Below are 15,594 nucleotides of genomic sequence, written 5' to 3'. Positions count from 1 at the left end.
GGGACCGGCCTTGTGGGCGGGCCCGCAGTGCTGCTGACGGTTGTCGTGGCTGCCGCGATTCTGACGTTCGACCATCCGGGCACCACCACCGCGGCCTTCACCGTGCAGGCGACGACTGCCCCCTTCGAGGTCAGCGGCCCCTCGGCGAGTCCGTCGCCGTCGGCTTCCCCGTCGCCGTCACCCTCGCCCTCCGTCGAACCCGCTCCTTCGCCCCGCGACTCGGACGGCCCAGATGTCGAACAGCCGCCCGACCATGTTCCCGACCCGCCTGACAGTGCGCCGGACGGCCCCGGTGAGCCACCCCATCATCAGGACGGGGGCCATGGGCATCCCGCCCCACCCAGCGCTGGGCCCTCGGCCCCCGTCGCGCCATCCCCGTGAGACACCAAGAGGTGACGAGATGATCCAGCGCGTGCGCTGTAGACCTCGCCTTATCGCCCGAACGACCGTGCTCCTGCTCGGGGCTGCCGTGCTGGTCGCGGGAGGTCCGGCCGCGAGCGCGGCGACCTCCTCCGGCGGTTCCGTCACGGTTGGACCCAAGGGCATCGATCTCTCCGGACTGGAGGAGATCACGGTTTCCGACATAGCGCCGGGATACCGGGAGCTGTGGTCGGTCCGAGTGGTCAACGACCGTTCCGAAGCCGTGACCCTGGGAGTCCGGTTGGGTGACCTCGTGGACGACGACAACGGGTGCAGCGAACCAGAGGCCCGCGAGGACACCACCTGCGGGGCCGGTGAGGGTGAACTGGGTTCGTATCTGGAGTTCGCGTTCGGTGACGCGGATGCGCAGCCGTCCGCGACGGTGCTCGCGGAGGCTGCAGAGGGGGCCGGAGAGGCCGTCACGGTTCCCGCGGGCGGTGAGGCCGACGTAGTGCTGGGGCTGCACCTGCCGGCCGGCACGGGCAACATCGTGCAGACCGATTCCGTTTCCTTCTCTCTCACCTGGAGGGCCGAGGCCGTGCCGGGGGGCGGGGGCGCGGTGGTCGAGAACGACGTCCAGGTGTACTCCTCCGCTGCCGGTAACGGGGCTGGTCCGGGGCTTCCGGTGTCTGGTGCGGCCCTGTTCGCTTTCATGGGCCTGGCGGTAGCGCTGATCGCTGCCGGAGCGCTACTGGTGCTGTACGTCCGCGACGTCGCCGCCGGCGGACGCGGGGTGGAGGCACCGGCTCCGCGCTGACCGGTACGTGTGGCCCCGGATGCCCGAACCTCTGCGGAGGTCCGGGCATCCAACCGTTATGGATCGATCTGGCGAGCCTTAAACGAGTTTTCGGGTCTCCGATACCTGGGGCTTGGAAAATCGGCCTCAATGCTGGATCTTTGTGCCTGCTATAAGGAATCTTCGTAAAATCGTTCGCGGGATCGACCCTTTTAGCATCGTTGTCTTTTTGTGACATTGGGTTTTCCGGGGAACGTGAGATTTTCGCCGGACGTGGTCGGCCGTGTAGGCAAGGAACGGTCAGGAGGAGAACACGTCGCCAGTGGCGCGGCTCGGTGCACTGCCGGGCGAGGAGGGGGGCCGGATGGCCAAGAGTGGTGCGGTATCCGACGGTGGACGTGCAAAGACCGGTGAGGCGTCTGGAAAGACGGAGAGACCCGACCGGTCGAAAAAGCCGCGAAAACGTTCGGTGATCCAACGAATCCTCTCGGTGCTGTTTCGTTGTGTCATCGGGCTTCTGCTGGTGGCGGCGTTGGCCGTCGTCTTTTCGGTCTCGATCCTGCCGCGACTCACCAATGCCCAGGCGTTGATCGTGCTCAGCGGGAGCATGGAGCCGACCATTCCCGTCGGTTCGGTCGTGATCTCCCGCCCGGTCAACCCCGCGGAACTGCGCGTCAACGACGTCATCACCTTCACGCACGGCAGCCCCGCCCAGACCGACGCCTTCGACCCCGCCAACTCGCCGTTGGTGACCCACCGTGTCGTCCAGATAGAGACCACCCCCCAGGGGCGCGTCTTCCACACCCAGGGCGACGCCAACGATGTCCGTGACGACCCCCCTGTGACCGCAGCCGATGTCCATGGTCGGGTTTGGTACCACATCCCCTATTTCGGTTACGCCCAGCAGGCCATGACCCAGGGGCCCACCACCCTGTACGTTCTGGCCGGGATGCTGTTCGTTTTCGGGATCTGGCTGCTCAGCGTGGCCCTTGGCGACGATGATGACGAGGACGAGGACGACGACCGCTCGGAAGAGCCCGATCCGGAGGACGCACCACACGCGCCCCGGGGTCAGGAAGCCCCCCGATGAGCGGTCGAACCACCCCCCGATCGGTCGAAGGACTGCTTCGCCATGCGCAAACTCGCTCTGGAGTCGGCCGCCGTACTGGCCGTGATCATTACCGCCGTCCTGGCCCTGGACCACGCTGAGAACTGGTCCGATCTGGGCACCCCCCAACTGCGGTCGTCGCTGGCGATGTTCAGTGCCGCGGTCGCCATCACAGCGGCGCTGGTCGCGGAGCTCGTCGCCCGGCTCGGTGACCTCCCCGCCCTGCGCCGGGTGTCGGCGGCGATGGCCGTATACGCGCTGATCGTCATCCCCGCCACGGCTGCGGTCGCGGTCAACACCGTGGACAACATCGTGGTGGCGGCCGTGCGCTACAGCGCCACGATCGCGGTCGGCGGTCTGCTCCTGCTCGCGGTGGCCACCTTCGACCGGCCCCGCCCCTGGCCGGTCCCCGGCCTGCGCAACCCCCTCACCGGCCTTCGCGGACTGCTGGTCGGAGTCCTGTGCGCGGTGCTCGGCGGAACCGCGGCCGCGCTCTTCCCCACCGAGGGCTACGCGGTGGTCAGTTCCCCGCTGCTGGTCGGCGGCGTCTCGCTGCTCTGGTTGAACGTCGGAGCCACCACGCTGATCTCCGGGCTGCTGCGCCACCGCAGGTTCCTGGTCTGGCTGGGACTCGGCTCACTCGCGAGCGTCAGCGGGTATGCCCCCCGGTTGTGGCTGGGCGAGCCATCGGCCGGCTCCTTCCTGCTGGTTCCCGGCATGCGCGCGCTGGGGGTCCTCCTGACCCTTGTCGCGGTGCTTCAGCTCGCCTACCACCTCTACCAGCAGATCGCCGTTGACCAGAGGCGCCTCGAAGAGGCGCAGGCCGAGGCCGTGGAGGTGCGCGAGCGCATGTCCGAGCAGGCCCACGAGCTGCGCAACGCCCTGGCCGGAGTGGACGGTGCCGCCCAGTTGCTGGCGATGGAGGACAGCGGTGGCGCCGATCTCGACCGCGCTGCTCTGCGCGCCGCACTGTCCGCGGAACTGAACCGGATGCGTACCATGCTGGAATCGGAGTCCGCCCGACGCCCCGCGAGCAAGGTCCACCTCAAGGCGCTCCTCGAACAGCTCGTGCTGATCCGGCGAACCAACGGAATGCGGATCGAACTCACCGCCGAGCACGACGTCAACGTCAACGTACCGCCCGACGTGATCGCTCAGATCATCACCAACATCCTCGCCAACTGCGAGCGCCACGCCCCCGGTGCCCGTGTCTGGGTCGAGGCGTACCGGCTCGGCACGATGGCGCAGATCCGGATCCAGGACGACGGCCCCGGAGTGCCGGCAGGGATGGAGCACGAAGTGCTGTGCCGCGGGGTGAAGAGCGCCAAGTCCGTCGGTGACGGTATCGGGCTCCACGTCTGCCAGGAACTGGTGACCCAGCACGGCGGGCGGCTGCGCCTCGCGCCCACGCGGCCCGATCGCCCCGGCTGCGTTCTGACCGTGGACCTTCCGATCGAGGCGGGCGATCCCGCCCCCTCGAACGAGTCTCCGCGACGCAGTCATCGCGGAGCCAGGACCCGCTGGCTCGGCGCGCGCCGGCCCAGCGGTGCTTCGACCGCCCCCACCAGCCCATCGACCCCCACCAGTTTCGGGAGCGCAAATGCAGGTCAGTGACGTTCGCACCGACCCCGCCGTGTTCATCATCGACGACCATGCGCTGATCAGCACCACCATCGAGTTCACGCTCAAGGGACGCGGTATCAACGCGGTCCGTGCCCAGGTCCTTGGAAAGACACAGCTCCAGGGGCAGGCCGCGACGTTGCAGCCGGGGCTGGTGTTGCTCGACCTCGATTTGGGCAACGGCGTGGACGGACGCCCCCTCGACGCCGCGACCCTGGCCGGGGAGTTCGTCGTCCAGGGGTGGACGGTGCTGATCCTGACCGGTAGCACCGACCGCGGACGTATCGCCGCCGCGATCGCTGCCGGAGCCGCGGGATGGCTTTCCAAGGCAGCGCCCTTCCCCGACCTGATCTACGCGATTTTGGACGCTCTGGCCGGACGTCCGGTGATGGACGCCGGTGAGCGCGAGCGCTTGTTGGTCGAGCACCGGGCGGCACAGGCCCAGCGTCGTTCCTCCGATCAGGTCCTGAGCCGGCTCACCAGCAGGGAACGCGAGGTCCTCGCCCAATTGGAAGCGGGCAAGCGGGCCACCGTGATCGCCGAGGAGTCATTCGTCTCGATCTCCACCGTTCGCTCCCAGATCCGGTCGATCCTGTCCAAGCTCAACGTGAAGTCCCAGTTGGAGGCGGTTGCTCTTGCGCGCTCGCTGCGCAAGCAGCGGCGGGTGTGAACGACGATCAGTTCTGCAACAACTGGTCGCTCATCTTGAATTTCGGGTCGAATTCGATGTGCAGCTTCCCGGTGCAGTCAACAGAGTCGAACGCCACGTTCAGTACGCACCCCGTCGCCCGTGCTTCAAGGGACAGCAGGGTCGCCCCCTCCCGGTAGAGCGACAACAGGGTCTCCGGGCCCTGCGAGACGCGCAGAGCGATGGACCGTCCCGGGATGTCGTAGGAGAGGCACACGCTCTCCCCGGCGGGCGTCGTCAGGCTCAGACTCGCCACGTCGTCGTCCCCCGTGTTGCGGTCGGGGGCTACTCCGATGTGATCGATAAAAGTCTGATCTGCGGGAACGATGAATTCTCGATGGCGCATGGGGTCCTTCTCAAAGGAGGTAACGCGGGTTCATCGTGTTCCAGACCGACCCTACACAAATCACGCTTTCCTGAACGAATTATCGGTACTGCCTGGGACTTTCGTCCCCACCGGGATAAATCTCCCCGCATTGGCTGAACGCGTGCGCTTCTTCGCCGGTATACACCGGTACCTGTGGAAGGATCAGGGCGCCGTTCGTCAACGGAGGAAGCACGGGTCTGCCCCGCGGGGCTCGCGACCGCGAACGCGCGTGCAGACGGGCCCCTGAAACGCCCTCCGGGCGGCTCACGGGCCCCCGGCCGATTGCTCCTGCTGCGCGAGTGCACCGGCGAGTGCGAACAGCCGAGCGAGAGCGCGTTCGTTGTTGACGGTGTTGGCCGGATTCAACTCCGTGAGACGGCGCAGTGTCTTGGCGCCTTCGGTTGCGAGCAGCCCGACGAGTGCCTTCTCCCGCACGGACGAGGAGGTGATGACTTCCCGTCCCCGCCATGCCGTGACCTCGAACAGCAGCCAGTCGCCTCGGCGTCTGGTCAGGGTGGCGGTCAGCGGCTGGTCGGGGAAATCCATCCTCCCCGAGCCGTGTGCGAAGAACTGCGCGACCATGTCCACGAGGTACCACCAGAGGAACTCGATGTCGTCCCACAGGTCGGTGGTGAGGACCGCTTTGCCGCTGAGGACGAGTTCGATCGCGCCCTCCGGGTAGGCGCGGCCCTCGCCGTGCGCCTCAGGGGAGAAGATGTTGACGAACTCGCCGTGCCGGGTGCGCAGGTAGGTCGAGAGCCTGGGGGCACTAGCCGTCATCGCCTGCCGTCCTCTCCGGATTTCGGACCGGGAGGACCGTGCCGACCACTGGTCAACGCGGCTGCCCCCGTCCCGGAAACCGCTCATTGCGAAGCGCGTCGCCGTTTCTCCTTGGCCTCGGTGTTGGCGCGGTCCTGTTCGCGCGCGTACTCCCAGTACTCGGGCGGGTGGTCGGCGGCCGTCGCCACGAACGAGCGGAAGGAGTCAGCGGCATGTCGCGCCTCGCCGCTCCCCTCCAGGTACGACCAGACGCCGGGGGGTCGGAGCGGAAGAAATAGAGCAGGTATCCCTGGTGCACGCAGAAGAAGAAGCGTCCGTCGGTGACGAGGCCGGGATCCTCCTCGGCGGCGAATTCCTCGGCGTAGTCGTTGAAGTCCAGGCAGCCGGGGTAGTAGAGATCCGCCCCACGGAAGAGGTTGCCCGCGCCCCGGCCGAAGGCCGTGAGGAAGCCCGTGTAGTCGTCGGGCGGCCGAACGGACGGTTTCGTGGCGAGGACGCGCCCCACCTCCGCGCCGGTGCATCCCACGATCTCGTCGGGGTGCGCGGCGCCGCCGGCCAGGAGCGTTCTCCTGAGCGTCATGGGGTCAAGGCTTTGGTTGTTCATCCCCAGAACTGCTTCTGGCGGTATGAGTGGCGGTCGCGCCTGCTCGACACGTTCGTCCGAGGCGCCGGCCGGAACGCTGCATCCAGGTACAGGAGGCGGGGAGACTCTGCGCGAGAGTCGGTCTCATGAATGGAAATGCCTCTTCACCGTTCTTCCCGGCTGCCAGGGGACGCTGAGGGCGGAGAGCCAGGCCAGGGCGCGTTCGTGGGCGGTGGCGTTGGCCGGATTCAATTCCGCCAACCGGTTAAGCGTCCTGATCTCTTCGGCTTTGACCAGGCCGATGAGTTCACTGTCGCGCGCGGAGGAGGAAGTGATCTCCTCGCCCTGCCACGACGTCACCCGGAACAGCAGCCATTCCCTTTCTTTCTCTTCACGGGAACGCCCGGCCGTTCGCTCATCGACTGGCGGGGCCGTCCGGCGCCTGCGCGAAGGTCACGGTGGGCCCGTAAGCGCCGTCTTGCTCGTCGGTCACCGTGACGACGATGTCGCGCTGAGGGTGGCGGCGTGGGAGGAGCCCCTGCCAGCACTCCCCGATGGCGTAGGCCAGCTGCCGGAGGTTCTCCTCACCGTAGGAGTTGACTCCGACGTTGGTGAAGACGTCGAACAGAGAGGTCGTGTTGACCATCGACTCCGCACGGCGGACGTCGCCGCCGAAGTAAGCGATCCAACGGTCGGCGGTCTCCGTGCCGGCTTCGGCGAGGAACACCCCGCCCCGGTGTTCGATGGTCTCGGGGCAGAACAGCCACGCGGCGGCGAGAACGTAGGGGTAGGCCGCCTCCTGATCCAGGTAGGCGGTCGGGGTCAGTGTGCGCGACCCGCCGAAGCGCTCTCGCCAGGTCCCGACGAACTCCGGCTCGGTTCTCCCATGCCAGAAAGGCCGCTCACTACTCATAGTCACAGTTTCTCGTCCGGACGGGCAGGACGCACATCGTTGCGGAGTCCTTGCACGTGGATCTCACCGCTGGGCGTTTGATTGTGCTGGTATGGAATCACATGCGGAGTTTCGATACCCGAATGGGCTGCTCCCGTGAGATCGACCCGCTTTATGGCATTCCCGTTTCCGTCATAGACGATGTAGTTGGTGACATCTCCCGTCTGGGGATCCTGCTTGTAGAGGGTCTGGTTGGGAGGACCTCCTTGCGCGGGCAGGTTACGTCCTCGCCAGAATGGACTGTTCTTATCGTATTTCTGCCCAGAACTGATCAGTTCTGGCGCCGGCGGAAGATGCGAATCATCTGGAATGCACGAATTGCTGTTGTGGACGAGTAGGGGTGTTTCGCCGGCGACGACGTGGTAGGTGTGCAGGTCCTCAACGGTGAGGTTGTGGACCTGCTGGTCGGCCACGGTGCGCACGTCCACCGCGTCGGCTTGGACCCAGGTGCCGGTGGAGGTGCGCAGCCACGAGCCGGGCTCCAGCTCCACCGCGTTGACCCACTGTGCGAGGTCGGGGACCCAGAAGGGGTGGGCATCAGTGGCGGTGATGGTCGCGGTGTGGCCGTCGGTGTCGGTGATCGTGATGTTGACCAGGGTCTTGGCGCCTGAGCCTTCGATGAGGTGGGTGACCGCGCGCGGTGCGCTCTCACCGGTGAGCGGGTCGGTGGCCAGCACTTCGTGGCCCACCTCCACCGCTTCGATGGGGGTGGTCGAGCCATCGGCCATGAGCACCAGGGTTGCGGGGATGAAACTGTTGGGGCCCCGGGGGCACGAGATGGCGTCTTGGTCGCGGCTCCCCCCATCCGAATCCGAATCGGAGTCGCGGTCGCGGTTGTTGCCGCCGAGGCCGAAGGCCCGGTCGATCTTCTTGCCCCAGCCGAGGAAAGGGATGAACCCGATCAGGGTGTCGCCCACGACCTGCGAACCCGCGTGCAGCCGCTCGCCGTCGTCCCAGTCGGCCTGGGCCTCCTCGCTGACGAACAGGTCCTTGACGAACCCCCACGGGTCGCTGGTGGCGGCGTCCCAGGTCCCAGTCACCCCGCCCCACACCGAGTCCCACGTGTCAGAAGCCCACTGCCCGGGGTCGTTCCACAGGTCAACCGCGCCGTCCCAGAGTCCTACCGCGCCGTCTTTGACGTCGCCCACGAAGCCCGCGCCGGAGTCCCACAGGCCGCTGCCGATGGCCGAGCCCTTGTCCCAGGTCCAGTCCCAGGCGTCGGTGAGGAAGTTCCCCCCACCACCACCATCGTCGTCACCGTCGTCGTTGTTGTTGTTGACGGGGGTGAGTACCGGCGCGCCGCCCTCAGGAGCGTCGTGGCGGGTTTCCAGTGCGGGAACCGTGGCGGGTGAGGACCCCTCGGGTTGGGCCGCCTCGGGGGTGGTGTGCTCAGCGCCCAGGGCGCGGTCCACGGCCTGGCCCAGGCCGGTGCTGACCTGGGTGCCCACATCGGTGAGGGCCAACGCGGCCACGATCGCGGCCACCAGCAGGAACACGCCGGCGTATTCCAGGGCCGAGGCGCCGCGGTCGGGGTCATGGATCCGTCTCAGCACAAGCCCCTACCCCACAGCATCCGCGCGCCCCTGGCCGGTGAAACCCAAAAGGTGAACGGTAGCAACCAAACGAGAGCGAAAGGGCGGTCGCGGGGTGGCCGCAACCGGACGCCCCCCAACCACTCCAGGCAACCGACCCCCAAGGGGTTCAGCGTTGCGCGGGTTGGCGGAAGTACTCACGGGAGGAACGCAGCAGCACCAGGACCAACACGGTGGTGGGCAGCACCAGCTGGGTCACGACACCCTCCGAGCCCAAAGTGAGCAGGGTGTAGGCGATGAACAACACCTGCACGGTGACGATCGCCGCGTGCAGGATGCGCCCGCGCCGGCGCACCATCAGCCCCAGGATCAACTGCGCCACCCCGGGCAACGACGCGCCCAGGACGTAACCGAAGGCATGCGCGCTCATCCCCAACCGGATGAACGCGACCACCGCCAACGCGAACGTCAACCCCGCGATCACGAACATCAGAATCCGCGCCCACCGCACCGGCCCCGGCAACTGATCCTTCACCACTACCTCCAACCGCCTTCGCGAATACCTGCCACGAACCCTAGTTCCACGCGGTAAAGGGTTCTGGAGGTCCGTCCCGGTCCAGCCCTCTGACGGCAGTGCTCCAGTGACGAAACCCCCGGTTCTCGGGGCTGGTCCGATCATGTGGGTGACCGGTTTCGGACTTCTTCCCCCGCAGAGGTGTGGTGATCGATGGGGCGGGGAATCCAGTGGACCCACTCTCACCGAACCGGGGAACCCGCGATGACACGCCCATGGGAGATCGATCCCGAAGCCACTTTTCTCCGCAGGCTCGGTAAAAGCGCTGTCGAACTCGGGGACAGTCGGACAACTGCCGATTGTCCCGATATCTGGGAGCTTTCCAACGGTGACGTGGCCGTGGTCGGGCGCGACGCCACCGCGCTCTTCGCCGACCGAATGCCTCCAGGAGTGAGCGTGGGCCATGACGAACGCCTCGTCGTCGTTCCCGGAAACATGCTGCGCGCCGCCAAGCCGGATATCGCTGATGTTTGACCGGGTGCGTGAAGCGGATGGAACGATTTTGGATCGTCGTGCCTACCACGTCGATTCCCGGTCGGCGGTCGCCCTCGCACACGGGGTGATCTGGAAACTGGAGCGTTCGCAGGTGTTCAGTGAGCCCCATGATCCGGCCTGGACGGCGTTTCGTGAAGGGGATTGGCCCACGGTGATCGACATCTTCGAATCCGAGCGTGACGCGGTCCGAGCCGAGGCCGATTCGTACCGTGCGCAAGGCCTCGAACTACGTCGGTTGCGCGTTGTCGAGCCTTCGCCCACCCCCTACCTCGTATGGGAGATGCACAGCCACCGGATCTTCGCGGAGTGCGGTATGAGCATCCGGGTCCTGCCCGTGGAGCAGGTGCGTCATCTGGAGATTTCCGCGCAGCTGCCAGAGCTCGTGGTCTACGGGGACCAGGTGCTCTACCAGGTTCGTTATGACGACGAATGGGCTCCGATCGGTGCGAAACGGGTCAACGACCGGGCACTCGTCTCAGAGGCGGCGGCCGGCATCGCGGGATTGTACGAGAGGGCCGAACCACTGACCGACTACTTCACCCGGGAGATCACCCCACTGGTTCCTGCGGTCAGGGGCGACGGGCAGGGTGTCTGATCGGCGAGAAGTGGATGTCGTCAACAAAGGAACCGTGAAACCGCTGGTCGCTGTTACGATCGCGTTTGTTGTGACGGTGGCGATCGGGTTGGTTGGCCTGTCTCCTTATGCTTTGCGGCTCTTCGGTGAAAGCGGTGATTGGCAGCAGTTGAGCCTCATCGGGCAGACCTATGGTGCGGTGTCGGCGTTGATCGCCGTATTGGCGCTGGTCGGTGTGGCTTTGACGCTCGTTTACCAGGCCCGTGAGACACAACGGGCGATGGAAGAAACCCGCCGCCAGGCCGTGTCGGATCTATTGCGTATGGCGATGGACGATCCGGACCTGGACGAGTGCTGGGGGCCGCTTCCTGAGCCGGATGACCCGAAGACCCGCAAACAGCGCCTCTACACGAACATGATCGTGTCCCAGTGGGAGACCGCATATGGGCTCGGCACCCTTCCCGAACGACGGCTCAGAGCGGTTTCAGCGGAGATGTTTCAAGGCAGGGTGGGCAGGGCTTATTGGGCGGACGCCAGAGAGGCCCGATTGACTACGGCAGGCAACCGAGCGCAGCACCGTTTTTCCCGGATTCTCGACGAGGAATATCGGCGACAACGCCCCGTAGTCCTCACTGCCGGAACGAAACAACAAACCCCTCTTCGGCCGAGGCACTCCCTCGGAACCGCCACTGTCCTGGCGCTGGCTTTCGCCGGCGGAGCCGTTACGGTCGGCGTGGCGCTGGGTGGGCTGCGGGCTTCCCAGCAGAGGACACGCGCGGCTACCGCTCGACGGTGACAACCGCTGCTCCCTTGGAACGTGATCGGGCACAGGAGCCGTTCGGTTGCCTTCCTGCCGAGTCGAGAACACCGGTGGAGAGGCACAGTACTTCGACGGTTCGGACCAGAAACTGCTCGACGCCGAAGGAACCGAGTACGCCGACGACACGACCGCCGGGATCTATCTGGAGGACACCGATTCCTTCCTCAACCAGGTCAACCCCGGCAACAGCGTCGATGTGAAGGTCGTCTTCGACATTCCCGAGGACGTCAGCCCCGACCGCGTCGAACTGCACGGCTCCATGTTCAGTGGCGGTGTGACCGTCGGGCTGTGAGCCCGACCGCCTTCAACCGGTCGTGGGGGCGCTCATCCTCGGCCCGAGCCGGGAAGCGCGCCCCTCACGACCGGGGAAGGGGAGCAATCGCCTGATCAGGATGCACCGGCCAGCTCCAGGTCCCGTTCGATCTGGTGCACGGGGAACTCCGCCCAGGTGATCATCGAGCCGGGCCGGTCGTGCGCCTGGCCAGGGAGATGGTGTGCGCCGCTGCCCGTCACGGGAAACCGGCCCCACTCCCGGGAAAGAGCAGAGGCGATGAAGAGGCCGCGTCCCCCCTGGGAGTCCTCGGAGGGCATCCGCGCGTGGGGCACCGACCACGGTCGGTCCGGGCGTCGGCCCTGGTCGGTGACCTCCAGGCGGATGCACTCGGGGCGGTCCCCGGTCATGGTCACCGCCACCTCCACCTCGCCGCCGGGGATCCCCGACGCGGTGTGCCTGACAGCGTTGGCGAACAGTTCACTGGTGACGAGTTCCACCGCGTCACTGATCTCGGGAAACGCTTGCACGATGGTTTTGGCCCAGGCGCGCGCCGCACCGCATTCCTGCGGTACGCCGGGAAACGTCCGGGTCGCCCGCACGGGGTACACCTCGTTGTCGTTCATTGTTTGCAGCACCGCCTCGTGGGGGGTCGGGTCGAACTCGTTCGACGGCGTCCTGTGCGGGAGGCGCGCCCCACCGGGTGACCCCCCGCGTCTCCTGTACGGGTACCCGTTGTGGGCCCGAGGATGCGCGCAGGCCGCCCGGCAGGTGGTGACACCCCCGATCCGATGGGGTGTTATCCCAGGCCAGCGCCATGACGGCCAGATTCGGCCGCGGGAAAGTCGTAGGACACCAGAGTCAGCTCTTCGGAACGCTTCCACAGCGCCCTGGCGGTTGCCTCGTCCCTGGCCGCGACGCTCCTGGCGGACCTGACGGGTGTGCCGGTGCGTCCGTTGCGGGGTCCGTAGTAGTCCCCGCCTTCGACACCGGGGATGGTGGCCGCGTAGAGGCCGGGCCAGGCGCCGGCCAGGGCGCTCTGGGCGAAGATGCGGTTGGCGGCGCGCATCGCGGTGCCCCGCAGGCGCGATCCGCGCATCTCGCCGCCGACGGAGTGCAGGTTGGTCGCCGCGTATCCGGGATGGGCCGCCACACTCAGCAGAGGAGAGTCGGCCTCCTTGGCCAGCCGGTCCAGTTCGGCGGTGAACAGCAGGTTCGCCAGTTTGGACTGGCCGTAGGCGAGCCAGGGGTTGTAGGGCCGCTGTTCCCAGTTGAGGTCGTCCAGGTCGAGGTAGCCGATGCTGTGCAGTCCGCTGCTGATGGTGATGACCCGGGGAGCGTCCGCGTTGAGCAGCACGGGCAGTAGCAGGCCGGTGAGGGCGAAGTGGCCGAGGTGGTTGGTGCCGAACTGCATCTCGAAGCCGTCGGCGGTGCGCGCCAGCGGGATGTCCATCACCCCGGCGTTGTTGAACAGCAGGTCGAGGCGTTCGTAGGGGAACTGCTCGGCGAAGTCGCGGATCGAGGCGAGGTCGTCCAGGTGGAGGCGTGCGTGCTCCACCTGGGCGCCGGGCACCCGGTCGGTGATCTCGCGGGCCGCGGCCCGGCCCTTGTCCTCGCCGCGCGAGGTCAGCACCACGCGGGCGCCGGCCTCGGCGAGTTTGTAGGCGGTCTCCAGGCCCAGCCCGGAACTTCCCCCGGTCACCACGGCTATTGCGCCGCTCTGGTCCGGCAGTCGTTCCTGGGTCCAGTTTCCCTTGGGCATGTTCTGCTCCAGCTTTCTCGGGTGTCGAGTGGATCCGCTCCGGCCCCTCTGTGGTGGGACGAGGTCCTGCTCTACCTACCCGTCACCACTGAAACAAGCGTTGGCGATCGGTGGCGTTGGCGCACGAATCCTCTGTGAGGGCGGCCGAAAGTAAGCGGGAGCGTTCCCAATTAACTGTTCTTTACATCTTGCGTTGCCATCCGGGTAACAGTAAAGTCTCTTTCCAGTGCAGAGGGTGACGAAAAGTCCCTGTAAGTCACATCAACCCCCCGTGTGCCGGATCTGGTCCGCGCCCGCCTCCGCCCCCTCTACCTCGGGGCCTGGCGCTCCCCGACTCCGGACACGCTGATCCACGTGAACCGTCCAGATCCGTGTCACCCCGTTGTGGTCGGCGACCACGCGCGGGTCCGCGGCGGTTCAGATCGGAAGAATCCAAATGAGTCGAAGAAGTTCGCGCGGTCCCGTGCGCCGTTTCCTCCCGGCGGCACTCGCGATCACCGCGCTTGCGGCCGCGAGCCTCGTGGCAGTCAACACGCTGACGCCTGAGGCCGTCAACGGCCCCGAGGCCCAGCTCACCGCTGGTTCCGAACTCATGGCAGCTCCCGGCGACCTCGTGTGGAGCGACGAGTTCAACGGCGCGGCCGGCAGCGCACCCGATCCCAGCAAGTGGACCCATGAGACCGGCGCCCACGGGTGGGGCAACCAGGAGCTGCAGAACTACACCACCAGCCGGGGGAACTCCGCGCTGGACGGCAACGGCAACCTGGTCATCACCGCCAAGCGGGAGAGCAACGGCTCCTACACCTCCGCCCGGATGGTGACCAAGGACAAGTTCGAGCGCGCCTACGGCCGGTTCGAGGCGCGGATCCAGATCCCGCGCGGACAGGGGATCTGGCCGGCGTTCTGGATGCTGGGCGACAACTTCCCCGAGACGCAGTGGCCCCACTCCGGCGAGATCGACATCATGGAGAACATCGGCAGGGAGCCCCACCGGGTCCACGGCAGCATCCACGGCCCCGGATACTCCGGTGGAGGCGGCATCACCGGCCACTACCAGCACCCCCAGGGCTGGTCGTTCGCCGATGACTTCCACACCTTCGCGGTGGACTGGAGCCCCAACAAGATCACCTGGTTCGTCAACGACGTCGCCTACCAGACCTTCACCCCCGCCAACGTGGGCGGCAACAAGTGGGTCTACGACCACCCCTTCTTCATGATCCTCAACGTCGCGGTCGGCGGCGAGTGGCCGGGCTACCCCGACGGCTCCACCCAGTTCCCCCAGCAGATGCGCGTCAACTACGTCCGCGTCTACGACAACGGAGCCGGCAGCGGCGGTAACAACGGTGGCGGCGGCAGCGGCGCCAGCGGCAGGATCACCGGCATCAACGGCATGTGCCTGGACGTCGCCGGCGCCGTCAACGCCAACGGGACGCCCCTCCAGATCGCCCACTGCAACAACAACCAGGCGCAGAACTGGACCATGGCCACCGACGGCACCATCCGGGCCTACGGCAGGTGCATGGACGTCACCGGTGGCAGAACCGCGGACAGCACACCGGTCCAGCTGTGGGACTGCGCTGGAGTCCCCGCACAGAAGTGGGAACGCACCAGTGCGGGCCAGTTGCGCAACCCCAATTCCGGTAAGTGCCTGGACGCCCAGGGCGGAAGCGGCGCGGACGGCACCCGGCTCGTGATCTGGCCCTGCCACAGCGGCGCCAACCAGAAGTGGAACGTTCCCGCCTGACACGGGAAACAGTGAAGGGGTCTCGGCGCGTGCCGAGACCCCTTCTTGTTGTTCCGGTCGGACGTGGCGCGGTCGGGGACGGCTGCCGCCCGCCGCCCCCGCGACATCGCGCGCATACCGCTCGCCATCGGTGCGCGCGGGGTGGACCGCTGTGGGGCGCGTCGGCGGGAGGGGGAGGGGTGGGGGCTGGCTTGGAGCCGGACGTGGGAAGACGCTCCGGGGGAGAGGCGTCAGCGACGAAGGACCCGCGCCCGGGGCGCGGGTCCTTCGTGGTTGGGGACGGATGGGCTTGCCGTCGGTGCGTCAGGCGTGGCTATGCCGACCACCGCGCAGCATCGTGACGAGGTAGACGCCGGCCGCTGCCAGGACCACCTGAACGATCAGGGTCAGCCAGAACGAGGCGGTCAGGCTCGCCATGATCGCGGTGCCGATCAGAGCCGCGACGACGCCGATGACGAGCGTCAGCCAAATAGGAATGTCCTGCCTGCCGGGAACGATGAGTCTGCCGAGAGCACCGACAATCAATCCGATGATCAGTGCGCTGATCAAACCGCCGATTTCCATGCTG

19 protein-coding genes and 1 pseudogene are annotated in these 15,594 nt (G+C 66.9%); 10 read left to right on the top strand and 10 right to left on the bottom strand.

The annotated features are described in order from the left end of the window. Positions 1-400 precede the first annotated feature (400 nt). The 4 genes from AC0VYP_RS23410 (at position 401) to AC0VYP_RS23395 (ending at position 4,554) form a co-directional block, all read left to right on the top strand. The gene (locus AC0VYP_RS23410) at positions 401-1,177 is read left to right on the top strand and encodes a hypothetical protein (protein ID WP_285758143.1); all 777 of its coding nucleotides are present in this window, start codon (positions 401-403) and stop codon (positions 1,175-1,177) included. Between the two features lie 448 nt (positions 1,178-1,625). Then, positions 1,626-2,246, top strand: coding sequence for a signal peptidase I (locus AC0VYP_RS23405; protein WP_475471858.1), 621 nt, complete (start codon positions 1,626-1,628; stop codon positions 2,244-2,246). 42 nt (positions 2,247-2,288) lie between these two features. Next, entirely contained in the window at positions 2,289-3,878 is a 1,590-nt protein-coding gene (locus AC0VYP_RS23400; RefSeq protein WP_475471856.1) for a sensor histidine kinase, read from the top strand. Continuing rightward, the gene (locus tag AC0VYP_RS23395) at positions 3,865-4,554 is read left to right on the top strand and encodes a LuxR C-terminal-related transcriptional regulator (RefSeq protein WP_285758146.1); all 690 of its coding nucleotides are present in this window, start codon (positions 3,865-3,867) and stop codon (positions 4,552-4,554) included. The genes AC0VYP_RS23400 and AC0VYP_RS23395 overlap by 14 nt, the downstream gene beginning before the upstream one ends. A gap of 7 nt (positions 4,555-4,561) precedes the next feature. On the opposite strand, the gene AC0VYP_RS23390 is transcribed toward AC0VYP_RS23395, so the two are convergent. The 7 genes from AC0VYP_RS23390 to AC0VYP_RS23360 form a co-directional block, all read right to left on the bottom strand. Then, positions 4,562-4,918, bottom strand: a complete 357-nt coding sequence (locus AC0VYP_RS23390) for a hypothetical protein (RefSeq protein WP_475471854.1) — start codon at positions 4,916-4,918, stop codon at positions 4,562-4,564. Positions 4,919-5,203: 285 nt separating this feature from the next. After that, positions 5,204-5,719, bottom strand: coding sequence for a hypothetical protein (locus tag AC0VYP_RS23385; RefSeq protein WP_475471853.1), 516 nt, complete (start codon positions 5,717-5,719; stop codon positions 5,204-5,206). Positions 5,720-5,771: 52 nt separating this feature from the next. After that, the gene (locus AC0VYP_RS23380) at positions 5,772-6,323 is read right to left on the bottom strand and encodes a hypothetical protein (protein WP_475471851.1); all 552 of its coding nucleotides are present in this window, start codon (positions 6,321-6,323) and stop codon (positions 5,772-5,774) included. 123 nt (positions 6,324-6,446) lie between these two features. After that, positions 6,447-6,662, bottom strand: a complete 216-nt coding sequence (locus AC0VYP_RS23375; RefSeq protein ID WP_475471850.1) for a hypothetical protein — start codon at positions 6,660-6,662, stop codon at positions 6,447-6,449. A 55-nt stretch (positions 6,663-6,717) separates the two neighbouring features. Further along, positions 6,718-7,215: a hypothetical protein gene (locus AC0VYP_RS23370; RefSeq protein WP_475471848.1), complete on the bottom strand. Its 498-nt coding sequence runs from the start codon at positions 7,213-7,215 to the stop codon at positions 6,718-6,720. Between the two features lie 2 nt (positions 7,216-7,217). Then, on the bottom strand, positions 7,218-8,807 hold the full coding sequence (locus AC0VYP_RS23365) for a polymorphic toxin-type HINT domain-containing protein (RefSeq protein ID WP_475471847.1): 1,590 nt from the start codon (positions 8,805-8,807) through the stop codon (positions 7,218-7,220). A 148-nt stretch (positions 8,808-8,955) separates the two neighbouring features. Next, positions 8,956-9,321, bottom strand: a complete 366-nt coding sequence (locus tag AC0VYP_RS23360) for a hypothetical protein (protein ID WP_285758157.1) — start codon at positions 9,319-9,321, stop codon at positions 8,956-8,958. Positions 9,322-9,564: 243 nt separating this feature from the next. On the opposite strand from AC0VYP_RS23360, the gene AC0VYP_RS23355 reads away from it, so the two are divergent. From AC0VYP_RS23355 to AC0VYP_RS23340, 4 genes are read left to right on the top strand one after another with little or no spacing between them, the layout of a single operon-like run. Continuing rightward, positions 9,565-9,834, top strand: coding sequence for a hypothetical protein (locus AC0VYP_RS23355; RefSeq protein ID WP_285758159.1), 270 nt, complete (start codon positions 9,565-9,567; stop codon positions 9,832-9,834). 28 nt (positions 9,835-9,862) lie between these two features. After that, the gene (locus AC0VYP_RS23350; RefSeq protein WP_475471845.1) at positions 9,863-10,450 is read left to right on the top strand and encodes a DUF6879 family protein; all 588 of its coding nucleotides are present in this window, start codon (positions 9,863-9,865) and stop codon (positions 10,448-10,450) included. Positions 10,451-10,484: 34 nt separating this feature from the next. Continuing rightward, the gene (locus AC0VYP_RS23345) at positions 10,485-11,225 is read left to right on the top strand and encodes a DUF6082 family protein (protein ID WP_475471843.1); all 741 of its coding nucleotides are present in this window, start codon (positions 10,485-10,487) and stop codon (positions 11,223-11,225) included. 46 nt (positions 11,226-11,271) lie between these two features. Then, a complete protein-coding gene (locus AC0VYP_RS23340; RefSeq protein ID WP_475471841.1) occupies positions 11,272-11,541 on the top strand; it encodes a DUF4352 domain-containing protein in 270 nt (89 codons plus the stop codon). Positions 11,542-11,636: 95 nt separating this feature from the next. Here AC0VYP_RS23340 and AC0VYP_RS23335 read toward each other — a convergent pair whose 3' ends face one another. Both AC0VYP_RS23335 and AC0VYP_RS23330 read right to left on the bottom strand, forming a co-directional pair. Continuing rightward, on the bottom strand, positions 11,637-12,146 hold the full coding sequence (locus AC0VYP_RS23335; protein ID WP_285758164.1) for an ATP-binding protein: 510 nt from the start codon (positions 12,144-12,146) through the stop codon (positions 11,637-11,639). 173 nt (positions 12,147-12,319) lie between these two features. Next, on the bottom strand, positions 12,320-13,282 hold the full coding sequence (locus AC0VYP_RS23330) for an oxidoreductase (protein WP_285758165.1): 963 nt from the start codon (positions 13,280-13,282) through the stop codon (positions 12,320-12,322). Between the two features lie 436 nt (positions 13,283-13,718). Between AC0VYP_RS23330 and AC0VYP_RS23325 the strand changes: the two are divergent. Both AC0VYP_RS23325 and AC0VYP_RS23320 read left to right on the top strand, forming a co-directional pair. Further along, positions 13,719-14,600 (top strand): annotated as a pseudogene (locus AC0VYP_RS23325) (glycoside hydrolase family 16 protein); the annotation flags it as partial. A gap of 54 nt (positions 14,601-14,654) precedes the next feature. Beyond that, on the top strand, positions 14,655-15,026 hold the full coding sequence (locus AC0VYP_RS23320; protein ID WP_285758753.1) for an RICIN domain-containing protein: 372 nt from the start codon (positions 14,655-14,657) through the stop codon (positions 15,024-15,026). A gap of 303 nt (positions 15,027-15,329) precedes the next feature. Here AC0VYP_RS23320 and AC0VYP_RS23315 read toward each other — a convergent pair whose 3' ends face one another. Next, on the bottom strand, positions 15,330-15,590 hold the full coding sequence (locus tag AC0VYP_RS23315; RefSeq protein ID WP_285758166.1) for a GlsB/YeaQ/YmgE family stress response membrane protein: 261 nt from the start codon (positions 15,588-15,590) through the stop codon (positions 15,330-15,332). Positions 15,591-15,594 lie beyond the last annotated feature (4 nt).

This window comes from Nocardiopsis sp. iso_186, assembly GCF_056173365.1.
The sequence above is the reverse complement of the archived record's forward strand: the minus strand, read 5'-3'. Positions and strand labels throughout refer to the sequence as shown.

Bases quoted from the DNA above. Each gene is read 5' to 3' on its own strand.
- AC0VYP_RS23410 (WP_285758143.1), top strand. From the start codon at position 401: ATGATCCAGCGCGTGCGCTGTAGACCTCGCCTTATCGCCCGAACGACC.
- AC0VYP_RS23400 (WP_475471856.1), top strand. From the start codon at position 2,289: ATGCGCAAACTCGCTCTGGAGTCGGCCGCCGTACTGGCCGTGATCATT.
- AC0VYP_RS23395 (WP_285758146.1), top strand. From the start codon at position 3,865: ATGCAGGTCAGTGACGTTCGCACCGACCCCGCCGTGTTCATCATCGAC.
- AC0VYP_RS23390 (WP_475471854.1), bottom strand. From the start codon at position 4,918: ATGCGCCATCGAGAATTCATCGTTCCCGCAGATCAGACTTTTATCGAT.
- AC0VYP_RS23385 (WP_475471853.1), bottom strand. From the start codon at position 5,719: ATGACGGCTAGTGCCCCCAGGCTCTCGACCTACCTGCGCACCCGGCAC.
- AC0VYP_RS23380 (WP_475471851.1), bottom strand. From the start codon at position 6,323: ATGAACAACCAAAGCCTTGACCCCATGACGCTCAGGAGAACGCTCCTG.
- AC0VYP_RS23370 (WP_475471848.1), bottom strand. From the start codon at position 7,215: ATGAGTAGTGAGCGGCCTTTCTGGCATGGGAGAACCGAGCCGGAGTTC.
- AC0VYP_RS23355 (WP_285758159.1), top strand. From the start codon at position 9,565: ATGACACGCCCATGGGAGATCGATCCCGAAGCCACTTTTCTCCGCAGG.
- AC0VYP_RS23335 (WP_285758164.1), bottom strand. From the start codon at position 12,146: ATGAACGACAACGAGGTGTACCCCGTGCGGGCGACCCGGACGTTTCCC.
- AC0VYP_RS23330 (WP_285758165.1), bottom strand. From the start codon at position 13,282: ATGCCCAAGGGAAACTGGACCCAGGAACGACTGCCGGACCAGAGCGGC.
- AC0VYP_RS23315 (WP_285758166.1), bottom strand. From the start codon at position 15,590: ATGGAAATCGGCGGTTTGATCAGCGCACTGATCATCGGATTGATTGTC.